This is a genomic window from Rhodoferax sp. LS1R11 (genome assembly GCF_056521395.1).
Genome location: NZ_JBWMAW010000001.1, coordinates 193,864 through 209,716, shown reverse-complemented (window position 1 = coordinate 209,716; position 15,853 = coordinate 193,864). Strand labels below are relative to the sequence as shown.

At 60.5% G+C, this 15,853-nt stretch carries 13 protein-coding genes; 8 read left to right on the top strand and 5 right to left on the bottom strand.

The genetic code is table 11. From position 1 onward, the window contains the following. Positions 1-20: 20 nt before the first annotated feature. Positions 21-728 carry a carbonic anhydrase gene (locus AC097N_RS01025; RefSeq protein ID WP_479578870.1) on the top strand — a complete coding sequence of 236 codons (708 nt, stop codon included), beginning with the start codon at positions 21-23 and terminating at the stop codon, positions 726-728. On the opposite strand, the gene AC097N_RS01020 is transcribed toward AC097N_RS01025, so the two are convergent. Then, positions 707-1,111, bottom strand: coding sequence for a ribonucleotide reductase subunit alpha (locus AC097N_RS01020; RefSeq protein ID WP_479578869.1), 405 nt, complete (start codon positions 1,109-1,111; stop codon positions 707-709). The genes AC097N_RS01025 and AC097N_RS01020 overlap by 22 nt on opposite strands. A gap of 145 nt (positions 1,112-1,256) precedes the next feature. Between AC097N_RS01020 and AC097N_RS01015 the strand changes: the two genes are divergently transcribed. Both AC097N_RS01015 and AC097N_RS01010 read left to right on the top strand, forming a co-directional pair. Further along, positions 1,257-4,148: an adenosylcobalamin-dependent ribonucleoside-diphosphate reductase gene (locus AC097N_RS01015; protein ID WP_479578868.1), complete on the top strand. Its 2,892-nt coding sequence runs from the start codon at positions 1,257-1,259 to the stop codon at positions 4,146-4,148. Between the two features lie 184 nt (positions 4,149-4,332). Beyond that, positions 4,333-5,499: a Fic family protein gene (locus AC097N_RS01010; RefSeq protein ID WP_479578867.1), complete on the top strand. Its 1,167-nt coding sequence runs from the start codon at positions 4,333-4,335 to the stop codon at positions 5,497-5,499. A 6-nt stretch (positions 5,500-5,505) separates the two neighbouring features. Here AC097N_RS01010 and AC097N_RS01005 read toward each other — a convergent pair whose 3' ends face one another. Beyond that, positions 5,506-5,943, bottom strand: a complete 438-nt coding sequence (locus AC097N_RS01005) for a universal stress protein (protein ID WP_479578866.1) — start codon at positions 5,941-5,943, stop codon at positions 5,506-5,508. Between the two features lie 72 nt (positions 5,944-6,015). After that, positions 6,016-6,759, bottom strand: a complete 744-nt coding sequence (locus AC097N_RS01000; RefSeq protein ID WP_479578865.1) for a 2OG-Fe dioxygenase family protein — start codon at positions 6,757-6,759, stop codon at positions 6,016-6,018. A gap of 521 nt (positions 6,760-7,280) precedes the next feature. Between AC097N_RS01000 and AC097N_RS00995 the strand changes: the two genes are divergently transcribed. Together AC097N_RS00995 and AC097N_RS00990 are read left to right on the top strand one after the other, a co-directional pair. Continuing rightward, positions 7,281-7,811 (top strand): hemerythrin domain-containing protein, encoded by a 531-nt coding sequence (locus tag AC097N_RS00995; protein ID WP_479578864.1) that lies wholly within the window; start codon positions 7,281-7,283, stop codon positions 7,809-7,811. Positions 7,812-7,899: 88 nt separating this feature from the next. Further along, entirely contained in the window at positions 7,900-8,943 is a 1,044-nt protein-coding gene (locus AC097N_RS00990) for an NADP-dependent oxidoreductase (protein ID WP_479578863.1), read from the top strand. An 84-nt stretch (positions 8,944-9,027) separates the two neighbouring features. Here AC097N_RS00990 and AC097N_RS00985 read toward each other — a convergent pair whose 3' ends face one another. Then, positions 9,028-10,260 (bottom strand): serine hydrolase domain-containing protein, encoded by a 1,233-nt coding sequence (locus tag AC097N_RS00985; RefSeq protein WP_479578862.1) that lies wholly within the window; start codon positions 10,258-10,260, stop codon positions 9,028-9,030. A 40-nt stretch (positions 10,261-10,300) separates the two neighbouring features. Then, positions 10,301-12,037, bottom strand: a complete 1,737-nt coding sequence (locus AC097N_RS00980; RefSeq protein ID WP_479578861.1) for a long-chain fatty acid--CoA ligase — start codon at positions 12,035-12,037, stop codon at positions 10,301-10,303. A gap of 341 nt (positions 12,038-12,378) precedes the next feature. Here AC097N_RS00980 and AC097N_RS00975 point away from each other — a divergent pair, with 341 nt between their 5' ends. From AC097N_RS00975 to AC097N_RS00965, 3 genes are all read left to right on the top strand, one after another. Beyond that, on the top strand, positions 12,379-13,413 hold the full coding sequence (locus tag AC097N_RS00975) for an amino acid ABC transporter substrate-binding protein (protein ID WP_479578860.1): 1,035 nt from the start codon (positions 12,379-12,381) through the stop codon (positions 13,411-13,413). 115 nt (positions 13,414-13,528) lie between these two features. Then, complete coding sequence (locus tag AC097N_RS00970) at positions 13,529-14,704, top strand: amino acid ABC transporter permease (RefSeq protein ID WP_479578859.1); 1,176 nt, start codon at positions 13,529-13,531, stop codon at positions 14,702-14,704. Positions 14,705-14,717: 13 nt separating this feature from the next. Beyond that, positions 14,718-15,821 carry an amino acid ABC transporter permease gene (locus tag AC097N_RS00965; protein ID WP_479578858.1) on the top strand — a complete coding sequence of 368 codons (1,104 nt, stop codon included), beginning with the start codon at positions 14,718-14,720 and terminating at the stop codon, positions 15,819-15,821. Positions 15,822-15,853: the final 32 nt, after the last annotated feature.

The window sequence follows — 15,853 nt, the reverse complement described above, 5'->3', positions numbered from 1 at the left end:
CACCGTTTGAGAGCACACCCATGCCTGATGAACTGTTAACTCGCCTGCGCCGGTTTCACGACCATACGTTTCCGGGCGTTCAAGAGCAGTTTCAGAACCTGGTGAAAGACGGACAACATCCGACCATCCTGTTCATTGGCTGCTCTGACTCGCGGGTGGTGCCGTACCTGCTTACCGGCGCCGGGCCGGGAGAGCTGTTTCTGGTGCGCAACGTGGGGGCCTTCGTGCCCCCCTACGACGGCTCTGCCGGCTACCACGGTACCTCAGCCGCAATTGAATTCGCCGTGTTGAACCTTCAGGTGTCACGCATTGTGGTGTGCGGCCACAGCCACTGCGGTGGCATCCGCGCACTGTATGAAGAGATCGATCCCCAGGCCAAAAATCTCGCGGCGTGGCTGGAGCTGGGGCGTGAGGCGGCCCTGCCGGTGCAAGTGACCCAGGAGGCGCTGCGCCGAACCGAACAACGCGCCGTGGTGCTGCAGCTCGAGCGGCTCATGGGCTACCCCATGGTGAGAAAACAGGTCGAGGCCGGCAAACTGGCCCTGCATGGCTGGCACTACGTGATTGAAGACGGAGAGGTTCACGTGTTTGATGTGAAGAGCGGTGAATTTGTGCCGGCCTCCACAGCCGACCACAGCGGAACGGGGCCTTATCACGCGTTCGAAGACGCGCTCTCAAGCCCTGTGTTCAACGAGATCGATGACAGTTATGCGAGCTCCACCGGCTGACCCGCACGATCAAACGGAATGAAGTTGCCCAAGGTTCCGGCCTTGATGGCTTCAACCATTTTCTGTAACGGCTTCTCAGCCGCTTCGCTGCTGGGCGAGAGGCCATCTTGACCGGACAGGGTCGACGCGAAAACAATGCTCCAGGCATTGCCAAACTGGGTTGATTCCTGCACCAGGTTGGCAAACGACTGCAACTCTTCGGGCGTCTTGTCCACACACATCACGGGCACCAAGGCACCGCCATGCCCGGCCAAAAAATCCGCTTTCTGCGCGGCCGTGCTGTCTGGCGGCAACTCGGCATTGGCAAATACAAAAAGCAGGCGTTGTGGCTCGGGCTGCTGCTTGGCGGCTTGCAACAAATCATCAAAACTGGAAATATTCATGGATTGGACTAGTATTGAAAAATTGGTATTGAAGGAGAACAGGCGTGCAGTATCCACCCGATTCAACTGTTCGGGACAAGATTGTTCAAGGTCAATGGCTTGAGCTTGGCACCGCCCTAACATCACGCAGCTTTTGAGAAAAACCATGTCACAAAAAACACCTGAACTCGCCCCATCCCGCCTCGCGCTGGCACCGCAACCAATCAGCGAGGAAGTGCTTCTTGAGAAGTACAGCAAAGGCACCGAGAAAACAATACTCGATGTCAACCAGCGCGTCGCGCGCGCCCTGGCTGAAGTGGAATCACCCGAACACCAGAAACAGTGGGAAGCCAAATTTTTGCAAGCCTTGCAAAACGGCTTCCTGCCTGCGGGGCGCATTCAATCTGCCGCGGGCACGGACCTGGCCGCCACGCTGATCAACTGTTTTGTACAGCCCGTGGGCGACTCCATCGCCCATGTTGAAGACGGTCACCCGGGCATCTACACCGCCCTGACCGAAGCTGCTGAGACCATGCGCCGGGGTGGTGGTGTGGGGTATGACTTCTCGCGCATTCGTCCGCGTGGCGCGTGGGTGGGCAGCACCCAAAGCAGTGCATCCGGACCCGTGAGCTACATGCGCGTGTTTGACCGATCCTGCGAGACGGTGGAGTCCGCGGGGGCACGGCGTGGCGCGCAAATGGGCGTCTTGCGTTGTGACCATCCGGACATCGAAGAATTCATTCATGCCAAAGATTCTGGCGACCTGAAGAACTTCAACATCTCCGTGGGCATTACCGACGCCTTCATGCTGGCGGTCCAACAAGACGGTGACTTTGCACTGCTGCACCGGGCCGAACCAGGCGTGACCCAGAAAGCCGCGGGCGCCTACCAGGACAAGGACACCGGGCTTTGGGTGTATCGCAAGCTGCAGGCACGCACCCTGTGGGATCAGATCATGCGGTCCACCTACGACCATGCGGAACCAGGTGTCTTGTTTCTGGACCACATCAACCGGGACAACAACCTCTCCTACTGCGAAACCATTGCCGGTACCAACCCTTGCGGTGAGCAGCCACTCCCCCCTTACGGCTGCTGCTGCCTGGGCTCGATCGACCTCACCCGCTACATCGATGCACCGTTCGAGGCCAAGGCCACCTTCAACCGCGCAGCATTTTCCGAGGTCGTGCGCGTGGCCACCCGCATGCTGGACAACGTGCTGGACGTGACCGTGTGGCCACTGCCGCAGCAACAGGAAGAAGCCCGCAACAAACGCCGCGTGGGTCTGGGCTTTACCGGGCTGGGCGACGCCCTGATCATGCTCAACCTGCGCTACGACACGCAAACAGCGCGCGACATGGCCAGAGCCATTTCAGAGTTGATGCGCGACACCGCCTATGACGCCTCGGTTGAACTGGCGCGCGAGCGCGGTGCGTTCCCACTGTTCAATGCCGACCTGTACCTCAGCGGCCAGACCTTTGCCTCGCGCCTGCCCGCCGCACTGAAAGACCGCATTCGTGCCAGCGGCCTGCGCAATTCGCACCTGCTGTCCATCGCACCGACGGGCACCATCAGCCTCGCGTTTGCGGACAACGCCAGCAACGGCATTGAGCCTGCCTTCAGCTGGACCTACACCCGCAAGAAACGCATGCCGGACGGTGGCTTCAAGGAATATGCGGTGGAAGACCACGCCTGGCGTCTGTACCGCCACCTGTTCGGTGAGCATGCCGCGCTCACGCCCGCCTTTGTCACCGCGCTGGAAATGAGCGCGCAAGCGCACGAGTCGATGGTGGCCGCCGTGGCGCCCTTCATTGACACGGCTATTTCCAAAACCGTCAACGTGCCAGCGGACTACCCCTACGCCGACTTTCAGCACCTGTACATGGAAGCCTGGCAGTCCGGCCTCAAAGGCTTGGCCACCTACCGGCCCAACTCGATTTTGGGGTCCGTGCTGAGCGTGACGCCCTCCGCCCCAGCGGCAACACCCATCCAGATGGACGGCCCGAACCAGCGCCTGTCGCTGGGGAGCCTGCCCGTTCCGGTGTTGTCTTCCCTGCGCTGGCCGGGTCGACCGGAGTTGCCTGCGGGCAACCCGGCATGGACCTTCATGGTCCACCACCCGTTTGGCGACTTTGCCCTGTTTGTGGGCGAGCTGGCGCCGGAAGAAGGCGGTGCACCCAAACCTTTTGAAGTCTGGGTCAATGGCGCCGAGCAACCCCGCGGCTTGGGCGCGCTGGCCAAAACGCTGTCCATGGACTTGCGTGCCAACGACCCCGCCTGGCTGCAACTCAAACTGGACGCCCTGGCCACCGTGGCCGAAGAGCACTCGTTTGAAATGCCCTTCCCCCCGCACGGCGAAAACCGATTGTTCCCCGGTGTGGTTGCCGCCACAGCCGCCGTCATTCGCTGGCGCTGCGACCAGCTCAAAGCCCTGGCGGGCACCGACACGCCCCTGCCGACCCCGGTGGTCGACGCCATGTTCAGCCGGGGCGAGCCACAAACCGGCCCCTCGGGCACGCTGGCGTGGTCGGTGGATGTGGACAACGCCGCCACAGGCGAAGCCTTCACCGTCACATTGAAAGAAGTCAACCTGCAGGGCCATGACGGCGCTGTGGTCACCCGCCCCTGCGCGGTGGGCTTTTCAGGCAACTACCCGCGGGCGATGGATGGCCTGGCCAGGTTGTTGTCGCTGGACATGCGGGTGATCGACCCCGCATGGATTGGCATGAAACTGCGCAAGCTGCTGAACTACGCCGAGCCGCTGGGGCACTTCATGGCCTTTGTGCCGGGTCTGCCGCATGGCGAGCGGCGCCAGCAAACCTGGCCGTCCACCGTGGCCTACATTGCGCGCCTCATCATCCACCGCTACGCCATGCTGGGCGTGCTGGACGAAAAAGGCTTTCCGCTGCGCGAGATGGGTGTGCTGGATGCCCCCAAGAACCAGGAAGCCCCCACCACCATGGCCGGCAAGGTGTGCCCCGAGTGTGGCAACCCCACCGTCATCCACAAAGACGGCTGTGATTTTTGTACCGCGTGCGGCTACGTGGGCCAGTGCGGCTAAGAAAAAATCGGTCTGACGGGATAAGTACAAAAAGTACAGATGTGAAACTGATTATTTACAGAAGATGCAGCCCTCGCATTACAGATAATTTTTCCAAATACGATTTGTAAGTAGTTGTTTTTATTGGGTTATTTACTATAAAGTAAACATGTTGTTTTCCTTCTAGTAAAGATGGTGCTTGCCCATGGCTGCTTTTAATCACTTCGATCTCGCGCTGCTAAACCCTGCTTTTGATTCTCCGCTGGTAGATGTGCTGACCGAACTGGAGCACCTGCGGCGCCTGAAGCTGGCAGGCACTACACCGGCGCCAGTGTTCTTCCAGCTCAAGCGCATATTCCACATGCTGGAGAGCTTGGGCTCGGCACGCATTGAGGGCAACCACACCACACTGGCCGACTATGTGGAGAGTTCGCTGGAAGGCACTGCCACGGCGGGCGACCATCTATCGGAGATTGCCAACATTGAAGAGGCCATGGTCTACATTGAATCCGCGATGCAGCCCGGCACCGAGGTGTCAGAGCATTTCATTCGCGAATTGCACGCCCTGGCAGTGCGCAACCTGGTACGCGAAGGTGATGCAACTCCCGGCGCTTACCGCATGGGGCAAGTGCAAATCGCCCAGTCGGCGCATTTGCCGCCAGACGGCATGCTGGTGGGCGGCTACATGCAAGAGCTGGTGTCTTTCATTAACCGGGCGGACGCACCCAAGTACGACTTGATCAAGGTGGCGCTGGCTCACCACCGCTTTGGCTGGATACATCCCTTTGGCAACGGCAATGGGCGTGTGGTGCGTCTGTTGACCTATGCGCTGATGATCAAGTACGGATTCAACGTCAAGGCTGGCGGCCGGGTGTTAAACCCCACGGCGGTGTTTTGTAGCGACCGCGACCAGTATTACGCCATGCTGGCCAGTGCCGATGTAGGCACACCAGCCAAGCTGGAGCAGTGGTGCTTGTATGTCTTGCAGGGCGTGCTGACCGAGCTGAAGAAGGTGGATCAACTCACCCAGTATGACTACCTGAAAGGCAAAATTTTGGTGCCTGCGCTCACCTACGCGCGCAGCCGGGCCTTGATTACGGCGCAAGAAGAAGCGGTGTTGCTTTCCTCGGTGAAATCTGGCGTTGCCAAGGCAGCTGACCTGAGCGCGGCCATGCCGGGCATGAGCGCAGCGCAACGCACCTACCAAATTAAAAAACTGGTGGAGCGCAAGATGTTGCACCCGATTACGCTAAACGCACGCCAATACACCTTGGGCTTTGACAACAGTTACCTCATGCGCGGGGTGATTCACGCCCTTTCGCAGGAGAGTTTTATTTCTGCGCCCCTCACGGGGCAGGACCGTACCCCGTAAAAGAGGTCAGTCGCGCACCACGAGCACGGGCAGCTTGGTGTGCGACAACACCGCTTGGGTCACGCTGCCCAGCACCAGCTTCTCCAGCCCGCTGCGTCCGTGCGAGCCCATCACGATCAAATCGGCCTGCACGGCATCCGCCGTCTCCACCACACCGCGCCAGGCCGTGTGGGACTCGACCACCTGGGTGCTGACTTCAACATTCGCACCTTCAAAGGTGGTCTTGGCATCTTTGATGGCGGCATTTGCTTCGGCCGTGGCGGCGCTCAGGTACTCGGCTTGGCCGTAGGCGAAATCGGTCCCCACGCCGGTAAACGGATAGGGGTCGATGACAAAAATGGCCGTCACGCGGCTACCAAAGGCTTTGGCCATGCCAATGGCCTTGGCCACGGCCAATTGAGAGGTAGCCGAACCATCCACGGGAACGAGTATGTGCTTGAACATGATGAAGACTCCTGGTTGCATCAGCCTTCAGTGTCGGAGTGAGCGCAACAAGAAACCTTGACCGAAATCAACCTACTCGTGATCTCCCTGAAAGCTGGCGGCGCGCAGGGTCACCACCAGCGTGTCACGATGGCCGCCCTCGGTGACAGGCTGAATGGGTGTGGACTCGTGAATCACGCGGCCATCGTCCAGCAACAGCACGGACCAGGGCTCGGTCAGCGTGAAGCGCTGGCCGTTAGGCCCGGCCGCATCAAACACACGCGTCTCGCCACCCTTGACCCCCGCGCGGTCCACCATGAACACGGCGACCAGGTCCACACCATCGCGGTGCGCGCCCTCGGGCGTCGGTCGCCCAATGCCATCGGTGGTGTCAATGCGAAACTGGTGCGCCTCTACAAACCAGGGCTTGGCGCCCTTGAGCCCCGAACACACATCACCCAGCCACAGCAGCAACTGGTTCCAGACGGGCTGCGCAATCATCTCCGGCTGCATAGGCTCAAACAGCCGCTGCATGCCGCCGTGCAGCGCGTTGTACTCCACTGGCTGCCAATGCGCGCGGTGCGGCACCTGGGTCACCTGTCCGTCTTGCACGATGAAGCAAGAATGCCGACGGCGCCGGTAGCGCCCGCCATCCTTCAGAAAAGCATCGGGAGGAAGGTCCGCCCACAGCGGCCGCAGCTGTTCCAGCTGATCAAGTGCGCAGCCGCTCAAAGCGCTGACGCTGGGCGCGTCCAGCACGCCAAAACCCTGCTGCTGCAAGACGGAGCCAAGCTCAGACGGCTTGGCGAGTGAAGGGGGGGAGAAGGAAGTGGTCATTGGTTTCGAGCTTACCAAACCGGGGAGGTCTGCAAGGGATGCGAGAGTTTGCATTTAGTCGGCTCTTTTGCAGCGCAAGCGGGCATTGCCGGCACGGTTTGTGTAGGGCCGATGACACCGGGGTGGATGGCTCCGCTCATGTCCCCCGGAGCGGGCTGCGCCCGATCCTCCTCCTTGACTTCGCTGCGCCATCCACCCCGGTGTCATCGACAACCAGCCATGTTGATGCGCAATGACTCAGCAGGTAATGAACGCCAGCAACGCTTGCAGGCTCAGGACGGCAAAATCTCATCAAAGACGTCAACACCAAACACAGAAAACGCTACAAATTCAATAGCTACTCTCGCACGTCCCACCTGGGCTACAGCCCGATTTTCCATAAATCAGGACGAAATCAGAAAAACCTGACCCTCCCTCTTCCATCAGCCAGCCGCCCGCCGATTCAAGAACTCCTGACCTTCGTCAAAGTAAAGCCCGCGCAATCTCCCTATGCTGGGCCCAACTTTTTCAGGAAACACGGCATGTCTACTCTTCTCTGGTCTGATTCGCTCGCACTTGGTTTACTGTTCATGGATGACACGCACCATGAGTTTGTGGACCTGCTGGCCACGGTGGTCAATGCGTCTGACACCGACGTGCTTCCCGCTTGGCAGGTACTGATTGACCACACCGTCGATCATTTCGGGATGGAAGACCAGTGGATGCAGAGCACCCGCTTCTCATCCAGCAACTGCCATTCGATACAGCACGGCGTCATTTTGCAAGTGATGCGCGAAGGCGCCGCACGCGGCCAGGCGGGCGAACTGGGCGTGGTGCGGCAAATGGCGCATGAGCTGGGCATCTGGTTTGCGCAGCATGCGCAGAGCATGGACGCCGCGCTGGCCCTGCACTTGCGCGGCGTGGGGTATGACCCAGTCACCGGCATGGTTCATGCGCCCCAAGCGCTGCCGCTTGAAGAAATTCATGGCTGCGGCGGCTCCACTTGCTCCAGCCACGCGAGTGAGCCGGTCCATGCGGTAGAGGCTGCACAAACGGCGCGTGCCGTGGCCTGACACTGTCACGCTGCCACTGTCACGTTGGGTACCACCACGCACTCGGCTTCGGGCTAGGATGCACCGGTTTTACATTCCGGAGTTTTTGATGTCCTCACTTGCCACCCTGACCAACCACCAGATTCGACTCGCAGCCCGCCCCGTGGGCCTGCCCACGCGCGCCAACTGGCAAAGCACCACCGAGCCGGTGGCCGAGCCGGGCGAAGGCGGCATCGTGCTCAAAACCCTGGCGCTTTCGCTCGACCCCGCCATGCGCGGCTGGATGAACGAGGGCAAGAGCTACATCCCGCCCGTGGCCATTGGCGAGGTGATGCGCGCAGGCGGTGTGGGTCAGGTGATTGCATCCCACAACCCGGCCTACGCCGTGGGCGACTATGTGAGTGCCAGCCTGGGCGTGCAGGAATACCTGACGCTGGCCCCGGCCGATTTCAAACGCAACGGGGTGGTCAAAATTGACTTGCGCGTGGGCACGTTGACCCAGTGGCTCAATGTGCTGGGCATGCCGGGCATGACGGGTTACTTTGGCCTGATGGACGTGGGCCAGCCCCAGCCGGGCGAGACCGTGGTGGTGTCTGGCGCGGCCGGTGCCGTGGGGCAAACCGTGGGCCAGATGGCCAAGATCAAGGGCTGCCGCGTGGTGGGCATCGCAGGCGGTGCCGCCAAGTGTGACTGGGTGGTCAAGGAGTTGGGCTTTGACGCCTGCATTGACTACAAGGCCGGCCCCGGCGCCGTGCGCGCAGGCCTCAAAGAGCATTGCCCCCAAGGGGTGGACATTTACTTTGACAACGTGGGCGGCGACATTCTGGACGACGTGCTGGCCAAGATCAACCGCAAGGCGCGCATCATCATCTGCGGTGCCATCAGCCAGTACAACAACACCACGGCCGTGCAAGGCCCCAAGAACTACCTGAGCCTGCTGGTGAACCGCGCCCGCATGGAAGGCATTGTGGTGTTTGACTACGCCGACCGCTACCCCCTGGCCGTGGCCGAGATGGCGGGCTACCTGAAAGATGGCCGGATGAAGAGCAAGGAAGATGTGGTTCAGGGGCTGGACACCTTCCCCGAGGCGCTCACCAAGCTCTTCACGGGCGAGAACTTTGGCAAGCTGGTGTTGCAGGTGGCGACGAGTTAAGCCATCTGAACGCTATCAAATTAATAGCTACATGTGCACGATCTACCTGGGCTAGCGGCCAGTTTTCTATAAATTCTGGCTGACTCAGTCCACCAGCGTGCTGTAAACCAGATCGCGGAACAGCATGCGGTAGTACTCACGCTGGTTGGGCGCCTGCAGCATCAGGCAGGCGAACATGTCTTCAGCCGGGTCCACAAAGAAGGTGGTGCCCGCCATGCCGCCCCAGAAATACGTGCCGACCGAGCCCGGCACGCTGTCCACGCCCAGGCTGCGGCGCACCGCAAACCCCAGTCCAAAGCCATGCCCCCGGGGCAGCAGGCTGCGGGATGACCCGCTGTTCACCGGGATGTCGCCCAGGTGGTCGGCGGTCATGAAGTCCACCGTGCGCGGGCCCAACAGGCGCACGCCCTCCAGCTCACCCTTGTTCAGCATGAACTGCAGGAACCGCGCATAGTCGCTGGCGGTCGAGGCTAGGCCGCCGCCGCCGGACTCCAGCGCCGCGTCTTCGCGCACATCAATGACGCGCATTTGTATGCCGCCCTCAGGGTCGCGGGCAAAGGGCTCGGCAATGCGGGCATGGTGCTCGGGGGGCACGGTGAACCAGGTCTCATGCATGCCCAGGGGCTTGAAAATGTGCTCGGTCAGAAAGGCGCCCAGGGTCTGGCCGCTGACGACCTCAACCACGCGGCCCAGCACGTCGGTGGCACGGCCGTATTCCCACACGGTGCCGGGCTCGAACATCAGGGGCAAGCCAGCCAGTGTGTGGGCAAACTCGGCGTTGCTGCGCTCGCGCGAGCCGATGCGGGTTTGGGCATATTGACGCTGCACCGGGGCGCTGCCCATGAATTCATAGGTCAGGCCCGCTGTATGGCGCAGCAGGTCTTGCACGGTAGCGGGCTGCCGCACCGCCTGTAGCTCCAGCTTGCCATCCACCATGTGGGCCACTTGCTGTGCCGCAAACTCAGGCAGGTACTTGGCCACCGGCTCATGCAGCAGCAGCTTGCCCTGCTCCATCAGCATCATGGCCGCCACCGACACGATGGGCTTGGTCATGGAGTAAATGCGAAAAATGGCGTCACGCGGCATGGCCGTGCCGGTGGCAGGGTCCAGCGCACCCACGCTCTCAAACAGTGCGAGTTTTCCGTGCCGGGCAATCAGGGCCACGGCACCGGGCAGGCGCTGGCGCTCAACTTCAGATTGCAGCACCTCCATCAGGCGCTGGGTGCGCTGGGGGCAGAGTCCGGCGTCTGCGGGCAGCGCGGTCTCCAACGTCTGGCTGGCGGATTGGGCAGGAGGGGTGTTAGGGCTTGAATTCATCTCAGTTCTCCAATAGCCTGCCATTCTCGCGTGAAACGGGCTAGGACTTGCCTTCGGCTTCCTGCAAAGCCCGCCACATCACTTTGCCTGCACCGCTCTTGGGCAGTGCCTCCACAAACTGCACCATTCGGGGTACTTTGTAGACCGCCATGTTGTCGCGGCACCAGTCGATGATGTCCTGCTCGCTCACCAAATCCCGGTGCGATGGCCTAAGCACAATCACCGCCTTGACCGACTCGCCCCGGTAGCTGTCCTTGGTAGAAATAATGCAGGCCTCCTGCACCGCCGGGTGGCGGAACATCAAGGCCTCCACCTCGGCTGGCCAGACTTTGAAGCCGGACGCATTGATCATGCGTTTGAGCCGGTCGGTCAGGAAAAAGTAGCCGTCGGCGTCGACATGGCCAAGGTCACCCGTGCGGAAAAAGCGTTTGCCCTCCAGTTCGAAAAATGCCGCTTCGGTGGCGTCCGGGCGCTTCCAGTAACCCTGAAACACCTCGGGGCCGTGCGTCACGATCTCGCCTTGCTCGCCCACCGGCATCTCCAGCAAGGTGTCGGGGTCCACCACCCGGGAGTCCGTGCTCATGAAGGGAATGCCCAGACACTGCTGCTTGGGAGCATCGGGTGGGTTGGCGTGCGAGGGGCCGCTGGTTTCGGTCAGCCCATACCCTTCCACATAACGCAGGCCAAACTGCTCCAGCAGCCGTTGGGCCACAGCCTGCGGCATGGCGGCCCCTCCGCCACCGATGTAGACCAGGCTGGTAAGGTCGTATTGATTGAAGTTGGGACTGCCGAGCAGATCAATCACCATGGTCGGGATGTTGGTCCAGTAGGTCACCTGCCAGCGCGAGATCAGGCGCCCCGCCAGCTCGCGATCCCAGCGCGGCATCATCACCAGCGTGGCACCGCTGCGGATGCTGGTGTGCATCAGGCTCACCATGCCGGTGATGTGAAACATGGGCACCACGGTCAACACCACGTTGTCCGCCGAGCCATTGGCCCACAGGCTGCTGGCAATCGCGTTGTGCATGATGCTGCTGTGCGTGTGCCTGCAGCCTTTGGGCAAGCCGGTGGTGCCGCTGGTGTAGGGCAGCAGGGCCAGATCAGTCGGCCCCACCGACAAGACGGGCGCCTGTTCGGTGGTGTTCAAGGCATCGTTCCAACTCGTCACCTGGCCGTCTTGCAATGCAGGGAATGCATGGCGGGTCAGCAGCCAATCGGCCCACGTCGCGGGCGGCGCGTCGTCACCCGAGACTGTGGCGTCAAACGCATCGGTGAAGTGCGTCACCAGCAGGTGCTTCAAGCGCTGCGCAGGTGCCAGGGCATCACTGGCGCGCGCCAGCTCGGCGGCCAGATCGGCCGTGGTGATGGCCACCTGGGTGTCGGGGTCGGTGATGTAGTGCTTGAGTTCCTCGGCCCGGTTCATGGGGTTGACCGGCACCACCACGGCATTGGCCCGCAGAATCGCAAAGTGGGCCATTACCAGCTGCGGGCAGTTCTGCATGCTGAGCACCACCCGGTCACCCTTTTTGACCCCCAGCCCATGCAAACAGGCTGCCAGGCGCTCCGCTTTTTGCAGCACCTCGGCATAGGTATAGACGCGGCCAAAAAAGACCAGCGCCGCCTTGTCCGGATAACGCCGGGCACTGGTTTCCAGGTTGTCCCACAAGGAGGTTGCCGGCAAGGTAATGGCATGGGGCAATCGCTTGGGCCACCATGCATGGTGCGCGCGCAGTGCAGCTTTGGGTTGGGCGGCCGGGGACGTTGAAGAGATATCCATAGGGCGTGACTTTCCTGATCTGACGATAACAAGGACTCGATTCGGTGCGAAGGCCGAGGATACGGGAGCCGGCAGCGAACCGAGCGCACACCATGTCGCCGTCGAGACCTCGCGTGGCCTTCTGTTTGCACCGCTTGCGGGCAGTGGGCACTGGCATGGATCCTGCTATTTGACTAAGTCGAGTTAAACCCACGCTGATCAAGTTATGAATTTTTTGCATGGGTTTGTAGAGTAAACCCCGATGCCCGGGTAATATCACTGACGCTAAAGTCAGTCACCGGATTTAGTCTGCAGCAAACTGTAGTCCTCCGCTTTTAAACGTTTTATTTGGAACTTCATCAATGAACATAAACAAGCTCAAAGTCATCGCCGCGATCGTGGCTTCGGTTGGCGCGGTCATGGCAGCCCCAGCTCACGCAGGCAAGACACTGGACGGTATCAAGTCCCGTGGTCAGGTGGTTTGCGGCGTGAACACCGGCTTGGCCGGGTTTGCAGCAGCGGACTCTGCCGGCAAGTGGTCTGGCCTGGACGTGGATGTGTGCCGCGCACTCGCTGCCGCCACTTTGAGCGACCCCGAGAAAGTCAAATACGTTCCCCTGAACGCCCAGCAACGCTTCACCGCCCTGCAATCCGGCGAGGTCGATGTGCTGGCCCGCAACACCACATTCACCCTGACGCGTGATGCCTCCTTGGGTCTGCACGACACCGTCACCAACTACTACGACGGCCAGGGCTTCATGGTCACCGTCAAGAGCAAGATCAAGAACGCCAAGCAGCTCAAGGGCCAAACCGTGTGCGTGCAGTCCGGCACCACCACCGAGAAGAACCTGACCGACTACTCCAAGGCCAACGGCCTGGGCATCAAGCCGGTCGTGTTTGAAAAACTTGAAGCCGCTGAAAATGCTTACTTCACCGGACGTTGCATTGCCTACACCACTGACGCATCCGGCCTGTCCGCGACGCGCAGCAAAGTGGCTAAAGACCCCAAAGAACACATCATCCTCTCCGACCTCATCTCCAAGGAACCCCTCGGACCGATGGTTCGCCGTGGTGATGACGAGTGGTTCGCCATCGTCAAATGGGTGATGTACGGCATGCTCGAAGCTGAAGAATATGGCGTGACCCAAGCCAACGTGGACAAGATGAAGCTCAGCACCGACCCCGTGGTTCAGCGTCTGCTCGGTGGCGGCAATGAAGACACCGGCAAATTGCTGGGTCTGGACAAAGAGTGGCTGGCACGGGTCATCAAGGCTACGGGCAATTACGGCGAAAGCTTTGAGCGCAATGTCGGACCTTCGTCCCCACTGGGTCTCCCACGTGGCTTGAACAACCAGTGGAACAAGGGCGGCCTGATGTACGCCTACCCCGTTCGTTAATTTCGAACTGATCGAAAGCTTTTAACGAAGCTGCTGCCAGTACAAGCTACTTGTACTGGCAGTATTTTTTTGTTTTCCTGATTTTTATACCGATGCTGTTTGAGAGCGCATACCCATGACTCCAAAGTCCCCCCCTAAAAAGAAAAGCTGGTCCTGGCGCAGTCAGGCGTTCAGAGGCTTTCTGTACCAACTGGTCGCCATCGGCGTGATCATTGCGGTTGTCTGGTTTCTCGCGCACAACACGCTGAACAACATGAAGATCCGCGGTATTCAAAGCGGATTTGATTTTTTGACCGGCCCTGCCGGCTTTGACATTGGCGAGAGCCTGTACCCCTTTGATTCCGCACAGCCCTACTGGCAGGCGTTTCTGGTCGGCTTGACCAACACCCTGCGCGTGGCGATTCTGGGCATTATTTTGACCACCATTCTGGGCACCTTGCTGGGCGTGGGCCGGTTCTCACGCAATGCGCTGGTGCGCGGCGTGTGTTATGGCTATGTCGAATTTTTCCGCAATGTGCCCGTGCTGCTGCAATTGCTCATGTGGTACCTGCTGTTCACCGAAGTGCTTCCTGCCGCCTCGGAAGCCTGGACCGTGGGCCCCTTCTTCCTGAGCAAGGGTGGCCTTAGTTTCCCGATACCCATCTGGGCCACGGGCCAGTTGTGGGCGCTGTTTGGCTTGCTGGCCGGTGTGGCACTGGTCGTGGTTTATCGCAAGTGGGCCACTCGAAGTTTTGAGGCAACAGGACAGCTCAAAAGCATGTTCTGGGTACCCGTCGCTATTTGCGTGGCAGCGAGCCTGGTGGGCTGGCTGGCCGGAGGGGCACCCACCGCGCTGGACTATCCAAAGATGGGCGAGTTTGCCATTGAGAACGGGGGCTCGCTGACGCCTGAGTTTCTGTCCGTACTGCTCGGCTTGACCGTGTACACGGCAGCCTTTGTGGCCGAAGTGGTTCGCTCCGGCATTCAGTCGGTGGCGCGCGGCCAGGGTGAAGCGGCCGCCGCGCTGGGCTTGAATCCGCGCCAGTCCATGCGTCTGGTCATGCTGCCCCAGGCGTTGCGCGTGATCATTCCGCCCATGACCAACCAGTTTTTGAACCTCACTAAAAACTCGTCGCTGGCCGTGGCCATTGGCTACCCGGACGTGGTGTCCATTGCCAACACGGCCCTGAACCAGACCGGCCGCGCCGTGGAATGTATTTCCATCGTGATGCTGGTGTACCTGACGACCTCGCTCACCACCTCCTTGCTGATGAATTGGTACAACAACCGCTCAGCGATTCAAGAGCGCTAAGCCGACAAACATCATGACTGCACAATCCTTCAAACCCATTGATCCCCGACCGGCCCCGGTGAAAACCGAAGGCTTGGTCGCCTGGATTCGCTTCAATCTTTTTGGCGACCTGACCACGTCCTTGATGACGATCGTCATTGGCGGGGCATTTTTGTACCTGATACCCCAATTTCTCAGCTGGGCGATCTTTCGGGCCTCCTGGGCCCCGGACTTCAACGCCTGCCGCGTTGAAGGCGCGGGCGCCTGCTGGGGCGTGGTGACCGAAAAGTACCGCATCATCCTGTTTGGCCGCTACCCTTTTGAGGAGCAATGGCGGCCGCTGGTGGCCACCCTGCTCATGCTGGGCCTGCTCATAGCGAGTTGCACACGGGCCTTCTGGCACACGTGGCTGGCCTTGGTGTGGGTCGTTGTTCTGGCGACGTTTTTTGCACTGATGTACGGCAATGTGCTGGGGCTGACCAAGGTGGAAACCGATCGCTGGGGCGGCTTGCCACTGACGATTTTGCTGGCCTCCCTGTCCATGGTGATGGCGTTCCCGATCGCGCTGGTCGTGGCACTGGGGCGCCGCTCCAAGCTGCCCGCGATTCGCACGTTCTGCACCATCTATGTCGAGTTGATTCGCGGTGTGCCACTGATCTCGGTGCTCTTCATGGCCTCTTTCATGTTCCCCTTGTTCATGCCCGAGGGCTTCACGATTGACGTGCTGATCCGCGTGCTGGTGGGCATCACGCTGTTTGCCGCGGCCTACATGGCAGAAGTCATTCGTGGCGGTCTGCAAGCCATTCCCAAGGGCCAGATTGAGGCGGCGGCCACCCTGGGCCTGTCCTACTGGCAGACCCAGGGCAAGATTGTGCTGCCCCAGGCGCTGGCCATGGTGGTGCCCAGCATCATGAACAACTTCATCTCGACCTTCAAGGACACCTCGCTCGTGACCATTGTGAGCCTGTATGAACTGACTGGCGCCCTGTCACTGGCCTTGAACTCGGACTCCGACTGGCGGCCGTTCAAGATCGAGGGCTACCTCTTCATCGCCCTGATTTACTTCATTTTTTGCTTCTCCATGTCCCGCTACAGCATCTGGGTGGAAAAGCAGGTCAACCGGGGCAAACAGCGCTAAGGCGCATCTGCCCCTGCGCGTTAGCGGCTCAT